Origin of the sequence: Paenibacillus terrae (assembly GCF_005217525.1) — a bacterium.
Taxonomy (GTDB): Bacteria; Bacillota; Bacilli; order Paenibacillales; family Paenibacillaceae; genus Paenibacillus; species Paenibacillus terrae_C.
This window is the reverse complement of record NZ_PNXQ01000009.1, coordinates 14899-33125: the sequence shown is the minus strand read 5'-3', so window position 1 is coordinate 33125 and position 18227 is coordinate 14899. Positions and strand designations below refer to the sequence as shown.

General features: G+C 47.4%; 16 protein-coding genes and 1 tRNA gene. 2 read left to right on the top strand and 15 right to left on the bottom strand.

Annotated elements, in window-relative coordinates; translation table 11 throughout:
- Positions 1 to 70 precede the first annotated feature (70 nt).
- From eno to C1I60_RS07710, 6 genes are all read right to left on the bottom strand, one after another.
- Positions 71 to 1357: a phosphopyruvate hydratase gene (gene eno, locus C1I60_RS07735; protein ID WP_044645031.1), complete on the bottom strand. Its 1287-nt coding sequence runs from the start codon at positions 1355 to 1357 to the stop codon at positions 71 to 73.
- Positions 1358 to 1420: 63 nt separating this feature from the next.
- Entirely contained in the window at positions 1421 to 2965 is a 1545-nt protein-coding gene (gene gpmI / locus C1I60_RS07730) for a 2,3-bisphosphoglycerate-independent phosphoglycerate mutase (RefSeq protein ID WP_137061206.1), read from the bottom strand.
- Position 2966: 1 nt separating this feature from the next.
- Entirely contained in the window at positions 2967 to 3719 is a 753-nt protein-coding gene (gene tpiA / locus C1I60_RS07725) for a triose-phosphate isomerase (RefSeq protein ID WP_044645033.1), read from the bottom strand.
- Positions 3720 to 3778: 59 nt separating this feature from the next.
- Entirely contained in the window at positions 3779 to 4960 is a 1182-nt protein-coding gene (locus C1I60_RS07720; RefSeq protein WP_137061205.1) for a phosphoglycerate kinase, read from the bottom strand.
- A 123-nt stretch (positions 4961 to 5083) separates the two neighbouring features.
- Positions 5084 to 6094: a type I glyceraldehyde-3-phosphate dehydrogenase gene (gene gap, locus C1I60_RS07715; protein WP_014279176.1), complete on the bottom strand. Its 1011-nt coding sequence runs from the start codon at positions 6092 to 6094 to the stop codon at positions 5084 to 5086.
- Positions 6095 to 6186: 92 nt separating this feature from the next.
- Complete coding sequence (locus C1I60_RS07710) at positions 6187 to 7224, bottom strand: sugar-binding transcriptional regulator (protein ID WP_137061204.1); 1038 nt, start codon at positions 7222 to 7224, stop codon at positions 6187 to 6189.
- A gap of 235 nt (positions 7225 to 7459) precedes the next feature.
- Between C1I60_RS07710 and C1I60_RS07705 the strand changes: the two genes are divergently transcribed.
- Both C1I60_RS07705 and clpP read left to right on the top strand, forming a co-directional pair.
- Positions 7460 to 7534: transfer RNA gene (locus C1I60_RS07705), tRNA-Arg, on the top strand.
- Between the two features lie 207 nt (positions 7535 to 7741).
- The gene (gene clpP, locus C1I60_RS07700) at positions 7742 to 8338 is read left to right on the top strand and encodes an ATP-dependent Clp endopeptidase proteolytic subunit ClpP (protein WP_025686039.1); all 597 of its coding nucleotides are present in this window, start codon (positions 7742 to 7744) and stop codon (positions 8336 to 8338) included.
- Positions 8339 to 8466: 128 nt separating this feature from the next.
- Here clpP and C1I60_RS07695 read toward each other — a convergent pair whose 3' ends face one another.
- The 9 genes from C1I60_RS07695 to C1I60_RS07655 form a co-directional block, all read right to left on the bottom strand.
- Complete coding sequence (locus C1I60_RS07695; protein ID WP_137061203.1) at positions 8467 to 9579, bottom strand: PdaC/SigV domain-containing protein; 1113 nt, start codon at positions 9577 to 9579, stop codon at positions 8467 to 8469.
- A gap of 236 nt (positions 9580 to 9815) precedes the next feature.
- Entirely contained in the window at positions 9816 to 10574 is a 759-nt protein-coding gene (locus tag C1I60_RS07690) for an SIMPL domain-containing protein (RefSeq protein WP_137061303.1), read from the bottom strand.
- A gap of 271 nt (positions 10575 to 10845) precedes the next feature.
- Positions 10846 to 11115 carry an HPr family phosphocarrier protein gene (locus C1I60_RS07685; RefSeq protein ID WP_007428150.1) on the bottom strand — a complete coding sequence of 90 codons (270 nt, stop codon included), beginning with the start codon at positions 11113 to 11115 and terminating at the stop codon, positions 10846 to 10848.
- A gap of 135 nt (positions 11116 to 11250) precedes the next feature.
- Entirely contained in the window at positions 11251 to 12195 is a 945-nt protein-coding gene (whiA, locus tag C1I60_RS07680; protein WP_014279171.1) for a DNA-binding protein WhiA, read from the bottom strand.
- Positions 12196 to 12200: 5 nt separating this feature from the next.
- Positions 12201 to 13187, bottom strand: a complete 987-nt coding sequence (locus C1I60_RS07675) for a gluconeogenesis factor YvcK family protein (protein WP_137061202.1) — start codon at positions 13185 to 13187, stop codon at positions 12201 to 12203.
- A 12-nt stretch (positions 13188 to 13199) separates the two neighbouring features.
- Positions 13200 to 14099: an RNase adapter RapZ gene (gene rapZ, locus C1I60_RS07670; RefSeq protein ID WP_013308254.1), complete on the bottom strand. Its 900-nt coding sequence runs from the start codon at positions 14097 to 14099 to the stop codon at positions 13200 to 13202.
- 53 nt (positions 14100 to 14152) lie between these two features.
- Positions 14153 to 15103 (bottom strand): ROK family glucokinase, encoded by a 951-nt coding sequence (locus C1I60_RS07665; protein ID WP_137061201.1) that lies wholly within the window; start codon positions 15101 to 15103, stop codon positions 14153 to 14155.
- 288 nt (positions 15104 to 15391) lie between these two features.
- Complete coding sequence (gene trxB, locus C1I60_RS07660; protein WP_137061200.1) at positions 15392 to 16345, bottom strand: thioredoxin-disulfide reductase; 954 nt, start codon at positions 16343 to 16345, stop codon at positions 15392 to 15394.
- A gap of 39 nt (positions 16346 to 16384) precedes the next feature.
- The gene (locus C1I60_RS07655) at positions 16385 to 18166 is read right to left on the bottom strand and encodes a tetratricopeptide repeat protein (protein ID WP_137061199.1); all 1782 of its coding nucleotides are present in this window, start codon (positions 18164 to 18166) and stop codon (positions 16385 to 16387) included.
- Positions 18167 to 18227: the final 61 nt, after the last annotated feature.

The window sequence follows — 18227 nt, the reverse complement described above, 5'->3', positions numbered from 1 at the left end:
ACTTCGAGCACTCAGACTGCGTGTTCTTGAATCACAGCCGCCTGACCACCGTCAGCATCTTTGCGTAATATTATTTTTTCAGGTTGTAGAAAGATTTCAGACCGTGGTATTGAGCCAGTTCACCCAGTTGATCCTCAATGCGGAGCAATTGGTTGTACTTCGCGATACGGTCAGTACGGGAAGGCGCACCTGTTTTAATTTGGCCTGCATTTGTTGCCACAGCGATATCAGCAATGGTGCTGTCTTCGGATTCACCGGAACGGTGAGAGATTACAGCTGTGTATCCTGCACGTTTAGCCAACTCGATAGCGTCGAATGTTTCAGTCAGCGTACCGATTTGGTTTACTTTGATCAGGATGGAGTTACCAATGTTTTCTTCGATACCTTTACCCAGACGCTCTGTATTGGTTACGAACAGGTCGTCACCAACCAATTGGATTTTGTTGCCCAATTTTTCAGTGAGCAATTTCCAACCTTCCCAGTCATCTTCGGAGCAACCATCTTCGATGGTGATGATTGGATATTTATCAACCCAAGAAGCAAGCAGGTCAACGAATTCAGCAGAGGTGAAGGATTTGCCTTCGCCTTCCAGTGTGTATTTTCCATCTTTGTAGAACTCAGTGGAGGCAACGTCCATACCGAGGAATACGTCAACGCCTGGTTTGTAACCAGCTTTTTCGATCGCTTCGATAATAGTGGACAGAGCTTCTTCGTTGGATTTGAAGTTAGGAGCAAAACCGCCTTCATCGCCAACAGCTGTGTTCAAACCTTTAGAGTTCAGTACGGATTTCAGGTTGTGGAAGATTTCCGCACCAATACGCAAAGCTTCTTTGAAAGTAGGAGCCCCTACAGGCAGAACCATGAACTCTTGTACGTCAACGTTGTTGTCCGCATGTGCGCCACCGTTAACGATGTTCATCATTGGTACTGGCAGTTGTTTAGCGTTAAATCCGCCCAGGTAAGTGTACAGTGGCAGACCCAGAGCTTCAGCAGCAGCGCGAGCTACAGCCATGGATACAGCTAGAATCGCGTTTGCACCCAATTTACCTTTGTTATGTGTACCATCAAGCTTGATCATCAATGTGTCAATTTCCACTTGGTTTACAGCATCCAAGCCGATAACCTCAGGAGCGATGATTTCGTTCACGTTTTTAACAGCCTGCAGAACGCCTTTACCCAGGTAACGGGATTTGTCGTTATCGCGAAGCTCTACAGCTTCGTGAGCGCCTGTAGAGGCACCGGAAGGAACGATGGCACTACCGATAGCACCGGATTCCAGATATACTTCCACTTCAACAGTTGGGTTACCACGGGAGTCGAGGACTTCGCGAGCGTACACGTCAGAAATAATAGTCATTTGTACTTAATCTCCTTTGTCGATCATGATTTATTGGTCAAGCCTATACTTATTAAATCAAGCTTACTTGCGGGATGCAATCATAGATTTTCCTGTCATTTCCGCAGGCTGCGGAAGTTGCATCAAATCCAGAAGCGTCGGAGCTACGTCAGCCAATATTCCATGCTCACGCAAAACGATATTTTCATCAGTCAAAATGAACGGAACCGGGTTAGTTGTGTGAGCTGTGAACGGACGTCCCTGCTCGTCAATTTCCATATCCGCATTACCATGGTCGGCAATGATGATAACAGTGCCACCTTTGGCTTTAACCGCATCTACAACACGTCCAACACATTCATCCGTCGTCTCTACCGCCTTGATCGTTGGCTCCAGCATGCCGGAGTGTCCAACCATATCAGGATTGGCAAAGTTCAGGATAATCGCATCGTGCTTGTCAGCTTCGATTTCCTTAACAGCTGCATCTGCAACCTCGTACGCACTCATTTCTGGCTGCAAATCATATGTAGCCACTTTAGGCGAATTGATCAAAATACGAGTTTCGCCAGGCAGCTCCACATCGCGTCCGCCACTGAAAAAGAAGGTAACGTGCGGATATTTTTCGGTCTCAGCAATACGCAATTGCTTTTTGTTGTTCTGCACAAGCACTTCGCCGAATGTGTTATCCAGGTTTTTCGGTTCGTAGGCAACGAAGCCTTCAACCGTTTCACTGAACAATGTCAGGCAAACAAAGTGCAGATCTTTAGGCAATTTCGGTCCACGATCAAAGCCACGGAAATCCGCATTCGTGAATACTTGAGACAATTGAATCGCACGGTCAGGACGGAAATTCAGGAAAATAACAGAATCATTGCTCTCGACCAGTCCCACAGGGCTTCCGTCGGCCTTCACAATAACCGTTGGCTCCACAAATTCATCGAATACTGATTTTTCATACGATTCTTTCAATGCTTCCATTGGATCTGTATATTGAGGACCTTCGCCGTACACGATTGCACGGTAAGATTTCTCTACACGTTCCCAGCGTTTGTCGCGGTCCATGGCATAATAGCGTCCTTGTACAGTCGCAATTTGGCCAATGCCGACTTCCTGAATTTTAGCGATCAGCTGCTGCATGAAGCCCACGCCGCTGTCAGGCATAACATCGCGTCCATCCATGAAAGCATGAATGTATACTTCTGTTAAGCCTTCTTTTTTCGCCAGGTCCAGCATAGCGAACAGATGGCTGATATGGCTATGCACACCGCCGTCGGACAGAAGTCCGTACAGGTGAAGTTTCGTGTTGTTGTTCTTGGCATGTTGCACTGCTTTAACCAGTGTTTCATTGTCGTAGAACTCACCTTCACGGATGGACTTCGAAATACGAGTTAAGTCTTGATATACAATGCGGCCTGCGCCGATGTTCAAGTGACCTACTTCGGAGTTACCCATTTGTCCTTCCGGCAGACCCACCGCTTCACCAGAAGCTGTCAGCGTTGTATGAGGATACTGTTTTAAATAACGGTCGTAATTCGGTTTGTTAGCCTGTGCAACCGCGTTGCCTTCCACGGTGTCGCGCAGCCCGAATCCGTCCATAATAATTAAAGCTACCGGTTTTGGTACTGCCATCTTACTTCGCCCCCTCAACAAGCGCGATGTAAGACGCTGGTTGAAGACTAGCGCCACCTACGAGTGCGCCGTCGATGTCGCTTTGGCCCAGGTACTCGGCCACATTTTCAGGTTTCACGCTGCCACCGTACTGAATCCGTACAGCATTGGCCGTATTTTCATCGTACAGTTCTTTCAGAAGACTACGGATGTAGGAAATCACTTCATTCGCATCCTGCGAAGTGGAGGATTTACCTGTTCCGATTGCCCAGATTGGCTCATAAGCAACAACGACTTGTGCAGCCTGATCCTTAGCCAAACCAGCAAAAGCTGCTACAGTTTGCACTTTTACAACCTCTTTGGTTTGACCCGCTTCACGGTCTTCCAGCTTTTCGCCTACACATACGATCGGAGTCAGGCCGTGGCGGAATGCCGCATGAACCTTTTTGTTTACCGTTTCGTCTGTTTCGTTGAAATACTCACGACGCTCGGAGTGCCCGATCACAACGTAGTCTACGCCCAGATCTTTCAGCATCCCGCCGCTGATTTCGCCTGTAAATGCGCCATCTTCTGCAAAGTGCAGGTTTTGTGCGCCGATTTTGATAGATGTACCTTTTACTGCTTCAACCAGAGCAGGAAGATTCGTAAATGGTGCGCAAATCACGCTTTCCACCCCTGCAACCTCTGCTTTGCCTTTGATCTCTTCGATGAAAGTTTTAGCTTCTGGTACGGTTTTAAACATCTTCCAGTTACCCGCGATAATCGGTGTTCTCAATGGTTTCAACTCCTAACTATTAGGTGCCCTAAAGCATTTATTATGCGCAGTACGTTTGATTACTTATCGTTGAGTGCAACAACACCCGGAAGTGCTTTGCCTTCCATAAATTCAAGGGATGCGCCGCCGCCAGTAGAGATATGGTCCATTTTGTCAGCCAGATGGAACTTCTCAGCCGCTGCCGCAGAATCACCGCCACCAATGATGGTGTATGCTTCTGTTGTTGCGCAAGCTTCCGCTACTTCACGCGTACCGCCAGCGAAAGGCTCCATTTCAAACACACCCATTGGTCCATTCCAAACAACCAATTTGGAGTTTTTGATCACATCTGCATAGATTTTACGTGTTTTCGGACCGATATCCACGCCTTCCCAATCTGCAGGAATACCGTCGATGTCCACAATGTTCGTGTTCGCTGTAGCGCTGAAATCGTCAGAAATAACGATATCTACCGGAAGATAGAATTTTTTGCCGAGCTTCTTCGCCTTTTCGATAAATCCAAGAGCTACATCGAGTTTGGATTCATCCAGCAGGGATTGACCCACTTCATGACCTTGAGCTTTAAAAAATGTATAAGCCAAACCGCCGCCAATGATTACGTTATCTGCAATGTTCAGCAGGTTGTCAATCACGTCGATTTTGTCTTTTACTTTGGAACCGCCGATAATGGCTGTAAAAGGACGATCTGGGTTTGAAAGAGCTTTACCGATTACAGACAATTCTTTCTCCATCAGCAAGCCGGAAACAGCCGGAAGAAGATGCGCGATACCTTCTGTGGAAGCATGAGCACGATGCGCTGCACCAAATGCGTCATTCACGAAAATGTCAGCCAGTTCAGCAAATTGCTTTGCCAGTTCAGGATCATTTTTCTCTTCTCCTGGATAGAAGCGTACATTTTCAAGCAACAGCACGTCGCCGTTTTGCAGTTCAGCTACTTTCGCTTTAACAGCCTCACCAACTGCTTCGTCCACTTTAACTACAGGCTTTTTGAGCAACTCAGACAAACGCACGCCAGCAGGAGTCAGACGCATGGATTCAACGACCTGACCTTTTGGACGTCCAAAGTGACTCGCCAAAATAACTTTTGCACCTTTTTCAATCAGGTAGTTAATCGTTGGCAAGGTTTCACGAATACGCTTGTCATCCGTAATTTTACCGTCCTCAACCGGAACGTTAAAATCTACACGAACAAACACCCGTTTTCCATTCAGTTCTATATCACGTACGCTTTTTTTGTTCATCTCCATATTCCTCCGCACCCTTTTAATTTTACGAAACAGGAATTTAAGGCACATTTTGATATATAAAGAGCGGAAACAATAACTGCTGTTTCCGCTCTATGATGTTGCGCGATAAGACTGTTCTTATTTAGCCAATTTAGCGAAGTATTCCAACGTACGGATCAATTGTGCAGTGTAGGACATTTCATTGTCATACCAAGCTACAGTTTTCACCAGTTGTTTGTCGCCAACAGTCAGGACTTTAGTTTGAGTTGCATCAAACAAAGAACCGAAAGTGATACCTTTGATGTCGGAAGAAACGATCTCGTCTTCAGTGTAGCCGTAAGTTTCAGGATCGGAAGCTTCTTTCATCGCAGCGTTGATTTCTTCAACAGTTACATTTTTCTCCAGAACAGTTACCAGCTCAGTCAGGGAGCCAGTTGCTACCGGTACACGTTGAGCCGCGCCATCCAGTTTACCTTTCAGTTCAGGAATTACCAGACCGATGGCTTTAGCAGCACCAGTTGTGTTAGGAATGATGTTTTCAGCTGCAGCGCGAGCACGACGGAAGTCGCCTTTAGCATGCGGAGCATCCAAAGTGTTTTGGTCGCCAGTGTAAGCGTGAATTGTAGTCATCAGGCCTTCAACGATACCAAATTTGTCTTGCAAAGTTTTAGCCATAGGAGCAAGGCAGTTTGTTGTGCAAGAAGCACCAGAGATTACAGTTTCAGTACCGTCCAGAATTTCATGGTTTACGTTGTAAACGACAGTTTTCATGTCGCCAGTAGCTGGAGCGGAGATAACAACTTTTTTAGCGCCGCCTTTCAAATGTTTCTCAGCAGCTTCTTTAGTTGTGAAGAAACCTGTGCATTCCAGAACGATATCTACACCCAGGTCTCCCCAAGGCAGTTCTTCAGGGTTGCGGTTAGCCAAAACTTTAACTTCTTTACCGTTAACTTTGAAGAAGCCATCGTGTACTTCTACTTCTCCTTGGAAAGTACCTTGTGTTGTATCATATTTCAACAGATGTGCCAGCATTTTGGAATCTGTCAAGTCATTAATTGCTACTACTTCAATACCTTCCACGTTTTGAATCCGGCGGAAAGCAAGGCGTCCAATACGTCCGAAACCGTTAATACCAACTTTAACTGTCATGAGTGAGTTCCTCCCAAAGTTCGTTTAGTTTAGTTTATATATTCAAGACAGACCCGAAAGCCCGTCAAGACAACACATTTAATCAATCCGCATTAACTTTTTAAATAACGGCTTACAATCTCGGCAGCAGCGCCTTCGTCGGTGACAAGAATATCTTCCTGCCCGAAACGCAGCACCGCATGAATAGCGGCCGCCTTGCTCTTACCTCCAGCTACGCCTAGAATCGTCTCGGTTCGCCTGATATCCTCCAAACGTAGTCCAAGCGTCAGCATTTTGTGAACCACAACGCCGTCTTCGTTAAAATAATAGCCAAACGATTCGGCAACCGCGCCCTCACTGCTGATCTGGGCAAAGGTTTCAGGGTCGAGCTTACGTCTACGTGCCATAGCTATGGCGTTGCCTATCCCGTGAATGATGATCCGACTCTCTCGAATCAGGCTTAAAATATCCTGAATATTCGTATCTTCAAGCAGGGAGTTGTAAGCATGATTGCTGAGCAAATCCGGTACATGGAGCAGACGGTATTGTGAGCCGACCTTACGAGCCATTGTGGAAGCAATTGTGTTCGCCTGCATTTCCATGCTTTCTCCCAAACCCCCACGTGCCGGTACGAACCATCCGCCCTTAAGTGGGCCATTAGCAGGTAGTGTCAGTTGGTCCGCCACGTCGGCAATCGTCGTGCCACCTGTTACAGCGACCACATCCTCGTCGTCCATAACACTCAGCAGCGCTTTTGCTCCAGCACGACCCAACTCCTGCTTCGTTAAAGGAGAAGCATCCGAATCCCCTGGAACGACAACCACCTTCCTCAAACCATAGGCTTGACGAATCTGATCCTCCAATTGGGACAGGCCGAACAAGTTGTTCGCAATCGGCTCCAGTTGTTCCAGCAGATCCAGTCCTGCTTTGCTCACCTTCATGCCCACACTCTCAATCTCAATCAGCCCTTGGGCTTTAAGAAGATCGGTCTCGGCGCGCAACACGCGCTCGGTCATGTCCAGTGAAGCCGCCAGCGTTCTGCGTCCAATAACATCGGACAACATAATCTGATGCAGGATTGTGTACCTTTTTTTCAAAACATCCATGAGGTCGGGCAGAAGCTGCTTCTGTATTTCTAATATCTTTCGCATGCTTTCCACTCCCGCACACTTCTAAGTTCTTTCTCTAATGCTATATCACTAACTGGTCTCAAAACGTCCCGGGTTAACTTTTTAAGTCCCACGTATATCTTACCCAATATTTGCTCCACATGCAAGTCTATCTGAACCTATATTTCTCAACTTTTTATGTGAATATGCGCACGTAATAAAAGCTTGCAATTCAATGCCGTATATCATATAATCATCTTTGTTTCCAATTAGCTGTGCGCCCGTGGTCCAACGGATATGACGTAGGCCTCCGGAGCCTGAGATCGAGGTTCGATTCCTCGCGGGCGCGCCATTTATATGATGTTTAAATTCTTCTATATACTGTTTTAACCAATAAGAGCGCAGAGGGCTCTTTTTTTTGACTATTAGTTTGACTTTCTTTGACTTTTTGTTTGAAATTGTTTATCATGTGGTTAATACGGTAACAGTTTATAAATAGGGACGTGTAATCGGCATGTCCACCAAATCCATTAACGATATTAAAGGGAGGTTTTTTGACGTGAGCTATGTTCCTATGGTAGTAGAACAAAGTAACCGCGGCGAACGCGCCTATGACATTTATTCCAGACTGTTGAAGGATCGCATTATTTTGTTGGGCTCGGACGTCAATGACGTTGTAGCCAACTCTATTATTGCGCAAATGCTGTTTTTGGCTGCCGAAGATCCTGAAAAAGACATTCACTTGTATGTTAACAGCCCTGGCGGTTCGATCACAGCCGGTATGGCCATTTTCGATACGATGCAATACATTAAACCTGACGTGTCTACAATTTGTGTTGGTATGGCGGCTTCTATGGGTGCGTTCTTGCTGAACGCAGGTGCCAAGGGCAAACGTTTTGCTTTGCCGAACAGTGAAATTATGATTCACCAACCATTGGGCGGTGCACAAGGTCAGGCAACGGATATCGAAATCCGCGCACGCCGCATTCTGAAAATGCGCGACAAATTGAACCGCATTCTTGCAGACCGCACAGGCCAACCACTGGAGCGCATTGAAAAGGACACAGACCGTGACTATTTCATGTCCGCAGACGATGCCAAGGAATACGGTATTATTGATAAAGTGCTAACTAGCTCTTCTCCAGAAGGTGTATAAGAGAACGAGTTATTGCCTCTGACTAGCTGGTAAACGGAAAAAGCTGCCCCGGATATTCGTATCTGGTAGGCAGCTTTTCTTGGTTATTGTTCATTTTGTATAGGTAATCCGACTATTATCCATTTGTACTATGGATTCTGTCCCGCGAAAGGCTTACCACCTTGAGGTAACAGTTGGCTAAACGAGTAGGTGAACTCAGGAATCCCATACGCATATGGTGTATATTCATATAGATCAAAAACAAGCGTCAAACCACTATTGGTTACATAAAAATTCGGATTAGCTGCAAGCTCCTTAAATCCACCGAAACCTCCTGCGTAAGCCTGAAGTGCATCAAATTTTTTCTTCAGGTCACTATTGAGGAACTTTTTGTAATTCGGGTTAGCTTTCAGCACGTCAGACAATTGAAGCATTTTGCCATCCGACAGCGAGAACGTATACCCTTTACGGACGGTCATGCCGTGCGCACCACCTGTATACGAGTAATCCTGCATAATTACACTCAAAATACCGTCCTTATTATAGGCAATTGCAAAATCATTGCCAAACTCATACGGTCTTTGCGCCGTAGCGCCTCCCTCAGCCACTTGCTTTTTGCCTGCTGCCAGCACTTCTTCCGCATGCTTTTTAAGCACACCGTTAATCGCCTGCTGAGCTTCGGCATTCAACCGGCTACCACTGATTTGCGGATATTTGACTTTGTAGGTCACCTCGGAGTCACTTGTAGCTGCAAGGGATTGGGAGGTAATCGTGATCGGATTCAGCTGGCTTTTGCTCAACGCTACTGTTTTCTCGGCTGCATTCCACTGAGCGTCTATTCCTAGATAGTCTTTCAGCAGACTCATAGGAATGTACAGTTTCCCGGCGATCTGTTTGGCATCCATATTGCGTGTGCTTATTCCATTGACATTGACATAGGAACCATCGGAGGAAGGGGACATGATGTATAGAATATTGTACCCACTGCCTACGGTATATGTCGCTGATTTGGTATCATAGCTCACCGGAATTCCCAGGCTGTCGCGCAGTGCTGCTACTGGAATGAGTGTGCTTCCGTTTACCTGGACTCCTTTGGCTGCCAACGTTTTACCGTTCCAATGGATAGAAATACCTGGCTGCTGTGCTGTAGCCTGTTGTTTGGATGAAGCCGCCTCACTATAGGAAACGGGAACAACTGTGACTCCTGCTAAAATTCCCGCTGCCAGCAGTGCGGAGCCCCATTTTTTCGTGTGCTTGTTCATATTAAGTATTCCTCCTGTTGTAGATGTGCGTACTCTATGTGTGTTGATTACTTTACTTATTATATCTATACCCCTATGTTCGTAGTTTACAATCTGTACACTCCCCGATTTCAATCTGTACATCTAGTAGGCGCCAGCTGTTACAGACTCATTACAAAATAGTTTCGGCTTATAAAAAAAGCCAGCAAGGCATCCTGCATAAAGCAGGCGCTTGTGGCTCCGTTATCATCTGTACGTTAGTTCAATTCGTATTGTGCCGACACTTGGACTTTCACAGTCACTTGACCAGATTGTATCTCTGTTCCACCATTTGTATCAAAGAGTGCCTTGCTCATAGCAGTCTCACGTTGTGTGAAGGTTTGGGCATCTCCCCCATCTACCGTTACGTTCAAGAGAGTTCCAAGCCCGCGTTTGGTTGCCTTGGCTACAGCACTGGCTTTGGATTGAGCATTTCCCAACGCCTTGGCAATCGCCTCTTCTTCATAAGCTGAAGAGTTTTCTACTGAAAAACGCACATTATCCACGTTGTTCGCTCCAGATTGTGTAGCCTCATCCAGTAACTGACCAATTTTATCCAAATTACGGTACTTGACGGAAAGTGTATGGTTGGCAATGTAGCCTTTGAGCTTCTGACCTTGTTTTTCATCGTAGGTATAGTTAGGCTGTACGTAGAACTGGCTCGTCTGTATGTCATCAGCACTGATACTCCACTTTTCTTTCAGCAGTTGTGTGACTTTACTTATTTTAGAGGCGTTGGCTTTTTGAGCAGCGGCTGCTGTATTTCCTTCAGATTGTACGCCGATGGATAAATAGGCAATATCGGGCTTAACCAATACTTCCCCGCTGCCGCTCACATTAATTACACTGCTAACCGTCGTAGCTGCTGACGCGGCATAGGCACGATCTGCTCCTGTCCATAATCCTCCCGCTACTACTCCTGCCAATAATGCTCCTGCCAGAACCGCTGTATTTGCAGCTTTTGTCCAATGTTTCATCATATTCGCCCTCTTTTCTTGATGATGTGTGTACCTTCCAGACGGAAACAAAGAGAAAAGGTTGCAGTTAGGCGTCACATTTTCCGAATAGAATACCATCACAGAATGTAAATTACTTGTAGCTTGGGCCAAACACAGTGTCGGTATTCAATGGGACCACATTGGATAAGCCCAACGGGGGGATTGCCCACTCTGTTTTTTCGGGTACAAAAAAAGCCCCAAAGGGGCTTTTCACTAAGAGCATATACCATATCACAAAACAGATGTTTGTTTATTGATTTTCCAGCTCTACCTTACTAACCAGACTTACTAAAGCGTTTACAGCCTGCTCGGCGTCCGCACCTTCAGCACTAATGTAAATTTCAGTACCTGTACTGATAGCAAGGCTCATAATACCCATAATACTCTTGGCATTAACCTTTTTGTCTTCTTTTTCCACAAAAATCTCGGATGAATATTTATTCGCTTCCTGTACGAACAACGCAGCAGGTCTGGCGTGCAGTCCTGTTTTCAAGCGTACGACTACCGGATGTTTTGACATGTCAGCTTACCCCCTCATCAAATAAATCTGGACACTACTTACTCCATTTTATTTATCACATTATAACATTAACCCGGGACAGACACTAGAAAAAAAACTAAAAAAACCGGGGCAGAAGCCCCATAGACACTCCTTTTATGGAATCAGGCCGTTTTCTCCCCTGATTTTGTCAGCCATCTCGTCAATTTTGCGAAGTCGATGATTGACACCCGACTTACTCACAACCCCTTTGAGCATTTCCCCGACTTCTTTTAAATTCAAATCAGGATGAGCGAGACGTATTTCCGCCACCTCGCGCAGCTTATCTGGCAGCGTATCCAGGCCAACTTCTCTCTCCAGTAGCTTGATATTCTCAATTTGCCGGACAGCAGCTCCAATCGTCTTGTTCAGATTAGCCGTTTCGCAATTAACAATCCGGTTCACGGAATTGCGCATATCACGCATGATGCGGACATCCTCAAATTTGAACAAAGCCTGATGCGCCCCAATAATGCTAAGTAGCTCAATGATCTTTTCGCCTTCCTTGATGTAGAGAATAAAGCCTTTTTTTCGCTCAATACAACGGGCATTCAGATGAAACTCATTCGCCAGATCGACCAGCGCCTGGCAATGCTCCTCATACATCGAGGAAATCTCCAAATGGTAAGACGATCCCTCCGGGTTGTTCACAGAACCACCTGCCATAAAAGCGCCTCGCAAATAAGCCCGCTTACAACAGTTTTTCCGAATGATATCCCGATTAATCCCGTCCGTGAACAAGAACCCTTCTGATACGATATAAAGATCCTTTAACAGCTCTTGTACACCGCTAGGAATGCGGACAATGTACACGTTATTTTTTTTCAGACGCATTTTTTTCCGTACAAGCAGCTCGATATGAACTTGAAAATGTTTTTTGATCAAGGAGTAAATCCGCCTTGCAATCGCGGCATTTTCTGTGGACACATCCAATATCACCCTTTTATTGGACAGTTGTACGGACCCGAGCATACGTATGAGCGCAGATAGTTCCGCTTTTTCACAGCAGGGCTGGCTTTCAATCATCGTAAGCTCTTTTTTGGTTTGTGCCGCAAAGGACAAGGGACTCACCTCCTTCTTAATATCCAGTTTTGTACCAATTGGTAAATGTGCTGGCTCAGTTTGTCGGCATCATGCCGTAAATAGGTGCGGAACAGAACAAGCGTATCTGCAACCACTTTATATCCCCGGTCGGTCAGCTCTCCCATGTCTACTTGAACTGGCTTGGCTCCCTGCTCGGCATACATTTCCTGTACTTGGGGCGGAATATCTCCATTATTGACAATTACATAATCAAACAAATGATGCCCTACATGCTCATAAATAGCCTGCAAGTGGTCTCCTACGGTATATCCATCCGTTTCACCCGGCTGAGTCATGACGTTGCAGACGAATATTTTGATGGCGTCAGATTTCACCACAGCCTCTGCAAGCTTCGGTACGAGGAGATTAGGCAAAATGCTGGTGTACAGACTGCCAGGACCAATCAGGATCGCATCAGCTTGATTAATGGCCTCTACAGCCTCAGGCAACGGCTCCACGTGAGTCGGTTCAAGAAAAACACGTTTGATTCTGCCGCCCGCTTCCGGGATTTTGGATTCACCGGTAACCACCGTGCCATCCTCCATTTCGGCACTCAGCACAACGCCTTCTTCAGCCGCTGGCAGCACACGCCCCCGTACAGCAAATACACGGCTAAGCTCACGCACCGCCGTCACAAAATCACCCGATATATCTGTCATCGCCGCTAAAATCAGGTTGCCCAGACTATGGCCTGCCAAGCCTGATCCTGCGCCGAAACGGTATTTTAGCATATCGGACATCACCGGCTCTACATCAGCCAGTGCAGTCAATACATTTCGAATATCCCCCGGAGGGGGCATTTGCAGCTCACTGCGCAATATCCCGGAGCTTCCGCCATCGTCAGCGACTGTAACAATAGCCGTTATATCCAGCGGCTTTTGTTTCAACCCCCGCAGCATGACGGACAAGCCGGTTCCGCCGCCCATAACAACAATACGAGGGCGCTCCCGTTGTGATCCGGTCTCTTTCATGTTTTCACCTCATTAATGCCGGTCGCGATCAGCATCCCGATGTGAAACAGAAACTGATTCTGTTTCACTGGCACCCAGCATTTTTCCTAAATATTCAGATATCGCGACAGAACGATGCTTACCACCGGTACACCCGATACCGATAATGACCTGGCTTTTGCCTTCCTTGCGGTATTGCGGAATCAAAAAATGTAACATATCCAGCAGCTTGGTCAGGAATGCCTGAGTCTCTGGCCATTTCATAACATAATCATACACATCACTATCCTGTCCGGTGTGTGGCCGCAATTGGTCCACATAGTGAGGATTGGGCAGGAAACGCACGTCGAATATGAGATCGGCATCAATGGGAATACCATATTTGAAGCCGAAAGAGGTAATGTTTACGGAAAGCATGCTGCTCTCCAGATGAGAAAATCGGGAAATAATCCGCGCCTTTAAAGTTGCAGGCTTCATCACACTTGTATCAATGACCTGTGTTGCCGAGCTTTTCAGCTCCTCCAGCATTTTGCGCTCCAGTCGTATTCCGTCCAGAGGCATACCATCCGGAGCAAGCGGGTGACGGCGACGGCTTTCCTTGTATCGCTGTACGAGAACACCGTCGTTGGCATTCAGGAACAAAATCTCACAATGAATCGTAAAATGATCCTTAATATAGTTCAATGATTCCGACAAAGCCGTAAAAAATTCTCGCCCACGCAAGTCAATCACCAGCGCCACTTTACCTATCTTACCGTTGGACTGCTCGATTAGTTCAGCAAACTTGGGAATCAGCACAGGCGGTAAATTATCAACGCAGAAGAAGCCCAAATCTTCCAGGCTTTGCACTGCAATGGTCTTCCCTGCGCCTGACATTCCCGTAATAATAATGAGTGTTGCCCACGGCGCAGCGTTTTTTAGGTTGTCTGTCATATGGACTTCCCTCTCCTTTTGCTTCAACACACTCTATGTCAGTAACCTATGGATCAGGAGCGCAGCAGCAAACCCGCTGCTCCTACGATACCTGCGTCATTGCCAAGCGCCGCCGGAACAATAGATACCCCTTGCTGGAGTGGCTCAGGTGTCAGTTTGGCATATACCAGACGCATCTCTTCGAACAAGAAATCGCCTGCTTTGGAAACACCACCGCCTACAATAAACAGCTCCGGGTTGAGCACGGTGGCAACCGCTGCCATAGATTTACCCAAATAAAAGGCAGCCCGCTTCACGATACGCAGCGCGACCTCATCTCCGGCCTTGGCTGCATCAAATACTTCCTTGGCTGCGATTTGATCTACCAGCGCCAGGGAAGTCCGATCTCCACGTTCCACAGCGTCATTTGCCATACGGATAATGCCCGTTGCGGAAGATACGGTTTCCAGACAGCCCATTTTGCCGCAGCCACACTGAATGGCCTCCAAATCCGGTACGACGCTAATGTGGCCAATTTCTCCGGCCATACCTGAGAAGCCCTGATAGATTTTCCCATTGATAATAATACCACCGCCTACACCCGTACCCAGGGTATAGCATACGCAGTTTTCTATGCCTTTGCCCGCCCCGGCCCAAGCTTCGCCAAGTGCAGCGACGTTAGCATCGTTGTCTATTTTTACAGGCTTGCCGATCCGTTCCTCCAACAGCGCACGAATCGGTACGTCACGAAAGCCAATGTTGGGAGCGAGAACTATAATACCTTCGCGAACATTCGTAAAACCGGCAACGCCCGCTCCGACACCCTTCAGTTGATCCCATTCATAAGGAGATTGCTCAACAATGTGCCGCACATATTTTTCGATATTGCTGATCACAACGTCTACGCCCTTAGCTGTTTCCGTTGGTCCTTCGTATGTGTGCAAAAGCTGTCCGTCTTCATTACAAATGCCCACCTTGATTGCTGTACCGCCCAAATCGACACCCACATAGATACTTTCAGACATGTTCCAAGCCACCTTTATGTTTACTTAAAAACTGTGTATGAAATATATGATTAAAATCTTGAACTTATAATAGTTACCTACGTTCCAACTATAATTGAAGCCCCCGTTACGGTCAAGGACACTTCCCTGTTGAAAAGTGCAGGATTAGCGGAATTTCAAGTCTCATATTCCATAAAAAGGAGAAAGCCTGTGCAGATGCAGCAGGCTTTCTCTTCCTGAATCTAAGACACGGCTTAACAGGGCCTACCCTAGCCCCTACCTTAGCCATACTGTATCCTGTAGCTTTCTTTATTGATCCAGTGTTTCGCTCCAGTCATGAACAGCGCTGCCTTCGAGATATTTCTCGCAGTCCATAGCCGCCATGCAACCCGTTCCCGCAGCCGTAATGGCTTGACGATAACGGTTATCCTGCACGTCCCCGCAGGCAAATACCCCGGGAATGTTCGTTTCTGTCGTTCCAGGCTTCACTTGAATATAGCCATGATCGTCTGTACTGATTTGACCATTCAGGAAGCCCGTATTAGGCGTATGTCCGATTGCCACGAAAACACCATCTGCCTCGATCAGCTCATCCTGATTCGTCTCATTATTGTGTACCTTCAAGCCCTTTAATCCCGTCTCTCCCGTTACGACCTCCAAAGGAGTCCGGTTTAACGCCCAATGTACTTTTTCATTTTCCCGTGCGCGATCCTGCATAATTTTAGATGCCCGCAGCTCATCGCGACGGTGAACCAAGGTTACACTGGAAGCAAACCGGGTCAGGAAGCTCGCTTCCTCCATGGCTGAATCGCCACCACCCACTACAATGATCTTTTTCTCACGGAAAAAGAAGCCGTCGCAGGTGGCGCAAGTGCTGACTCCGCGTCCTACATTGTCCTGTTCACCCGGAATACCGAGATATCTGGCGGATGCTCCTGTAGCAATAATCACCGACTCCGCCTCAATGATGCCTTTTCCCTCTACCTTCACTTTAAAAGGACGCTTGCTGAAATCCACTTCCTCTACCCAGCCGGAAGTAAATTCAGCGCCAAAGCGTTCGGCCTGCTTGCGCATGTTATCCATCAACTCAGGTCCGAGGATGCCCTGCTCAAAACCCGGAAAATTTTCAATTTCAGTCGTTGTGGTAAGCTGCCCGCCGGGCTGCATTCCCTCAATGATCAGTGGATTCATGTTTGCACGCGCCAAATAAATAGCTGCTGTGTAGCCTGCAGGACCTGTACCAATAATTATGGATTTATACATACGTTTGTTGCCTCCTTTAGGTGGTGTTTGGAGCAGGTATCAGACCTGCTTTTTAAACGTGGAAAGCGGCTGTTTCATCTTCTGCTTGATACCGCACACGCTGTCAATCTGGCGTGCATAGCGGCTTACGGTCGATACGGAAATACCATAACGGTCAGCTACTTCCTGATAGGTCACCGAATGATGATTCATTTTGGCTGTCAAGTATTCCAGCGCCGCTGCCCATCCCTCAGTATGCTGAACAATCGGGACCTCCGGGGCAAGCCGATCCAGATATTCCAGCCAAAGTGACCTCAAATCGCGCAGCATGACCGGATCGGACGGCTTGCTCATCACGCCAAGTACCTTATCCAGCACTGCCTGCCATTCTGGATGGACAGTTGAATGGGCAGGCACCTCATCTTCGGATACATGGTGAACCTTCTCTGACTCTGGTCGCAGAATTCGTTCCGTTTCCTGATTTATCTCCTGTATGTCCTTAACTGGCGGCTCCGTCAGCTCTTGCAGCACCTGCAAGGCGCGCCGTTTCAACTCGCCTTCCTGATCCGGGTCTTCTACGAAGGATTCCAATGCCTGCCGCACCTCATCGTCACCGATCAGGCTTAGCGCCTGAATGACTTGAAGCTGTGTTGCTCGATCGCCGTGGCGCAACGCCCAGAAGAAGGAAGACCGGATTAGCGGGTCCCGCTTCATACTGTCAGGCACCTGGTCAGCTCCGAACTTCTCCCACATGCGGAATTGTTCCTCAAAGGGGAGGTGGTAATGGTAGCTAAGCACTTGTAGCGGTGTACCCTCCTGCTGGAGCTCCTCCAGCCGGGACAGGAAAAACCGCGGAACTTCCGAGGAAGCATCCTGCTTTTGCAAATGCCCCCACAACCGCCGAGCTTCTGCATATCTTCCCGTATTGCTGGCAGCCACTGCCGTATAATGATACAGGGAGGCGTCATCATTATCCTCTCCGCCGCCTTGAAGCAACCTGCGGAAATGTCTGTAAGCCTCCTCATGACGTCCGAGAATCCCCATCGTAGTAGCCAGCTTGAATACCTGCTCCTCCTGAAATGGTATGGTGACCGTCAACGTTTGAATCAGACGATCCAATTCTGGGCCGCCGCCCTCATGCTGATAAAAGATCGCCAGGTTGCACAGCGCATGCAAATTACCCGGTTCATCCTCCAGCACCCGAAGAATGGTAGTCTTCGCATTTTGAAACAGTCCCATGTAGTAATACGCCAGCGCCAGATTGTTCCGCGCAGCGAACATGTCCGGCTGTTCCTCTGAAATTTGCTTAAGCAATTGGGCCGCCTGAGCAAACTTCCCTTCCTCCAGCAGGACACGGGCCTGATCATGCTCGACCACTCCCTGCCGGGCCTTAATGCGGTTCAGCTTGGTTGGACGGTCCAACTCATAATAGAGCAGCTCCATCATTTCCTCGGCTTCATCGAGAAACTGTCCTTCTTCGTCCTCCTCCAAATACGTGACCAAGGCTTTCTCCGCTTCTTCAAACTGCTCCATATTGGCGTAATTATTCGCCATATAGAAGTAACACTCTGTCATCGACGGGTCTACGTCGCTCAGAACAGAGGACAGGATCTCATTCGAACCTGCATAATCCCCCATCTCTGATAATATACCCGCCATATTGCAATGATTCACCGGATTATCCGGTTCATATTCAACGGCTTTGCGAAAATATTTCAATGCCTTGTCATAATGATTGCGATCAAGCGAGCGCACAGCTTTCTCAAAAAAGAAAGATGCGTCGAAACGCAAAACAATAATCTTAGGGCTAGGTCCCGAAGCTCGCAGATGTTTCCCTTTCATAAATAACAAAGGCACCTCCTTTAACTGTAACTGGCATGTTCATACCCTTCAGTATACCACA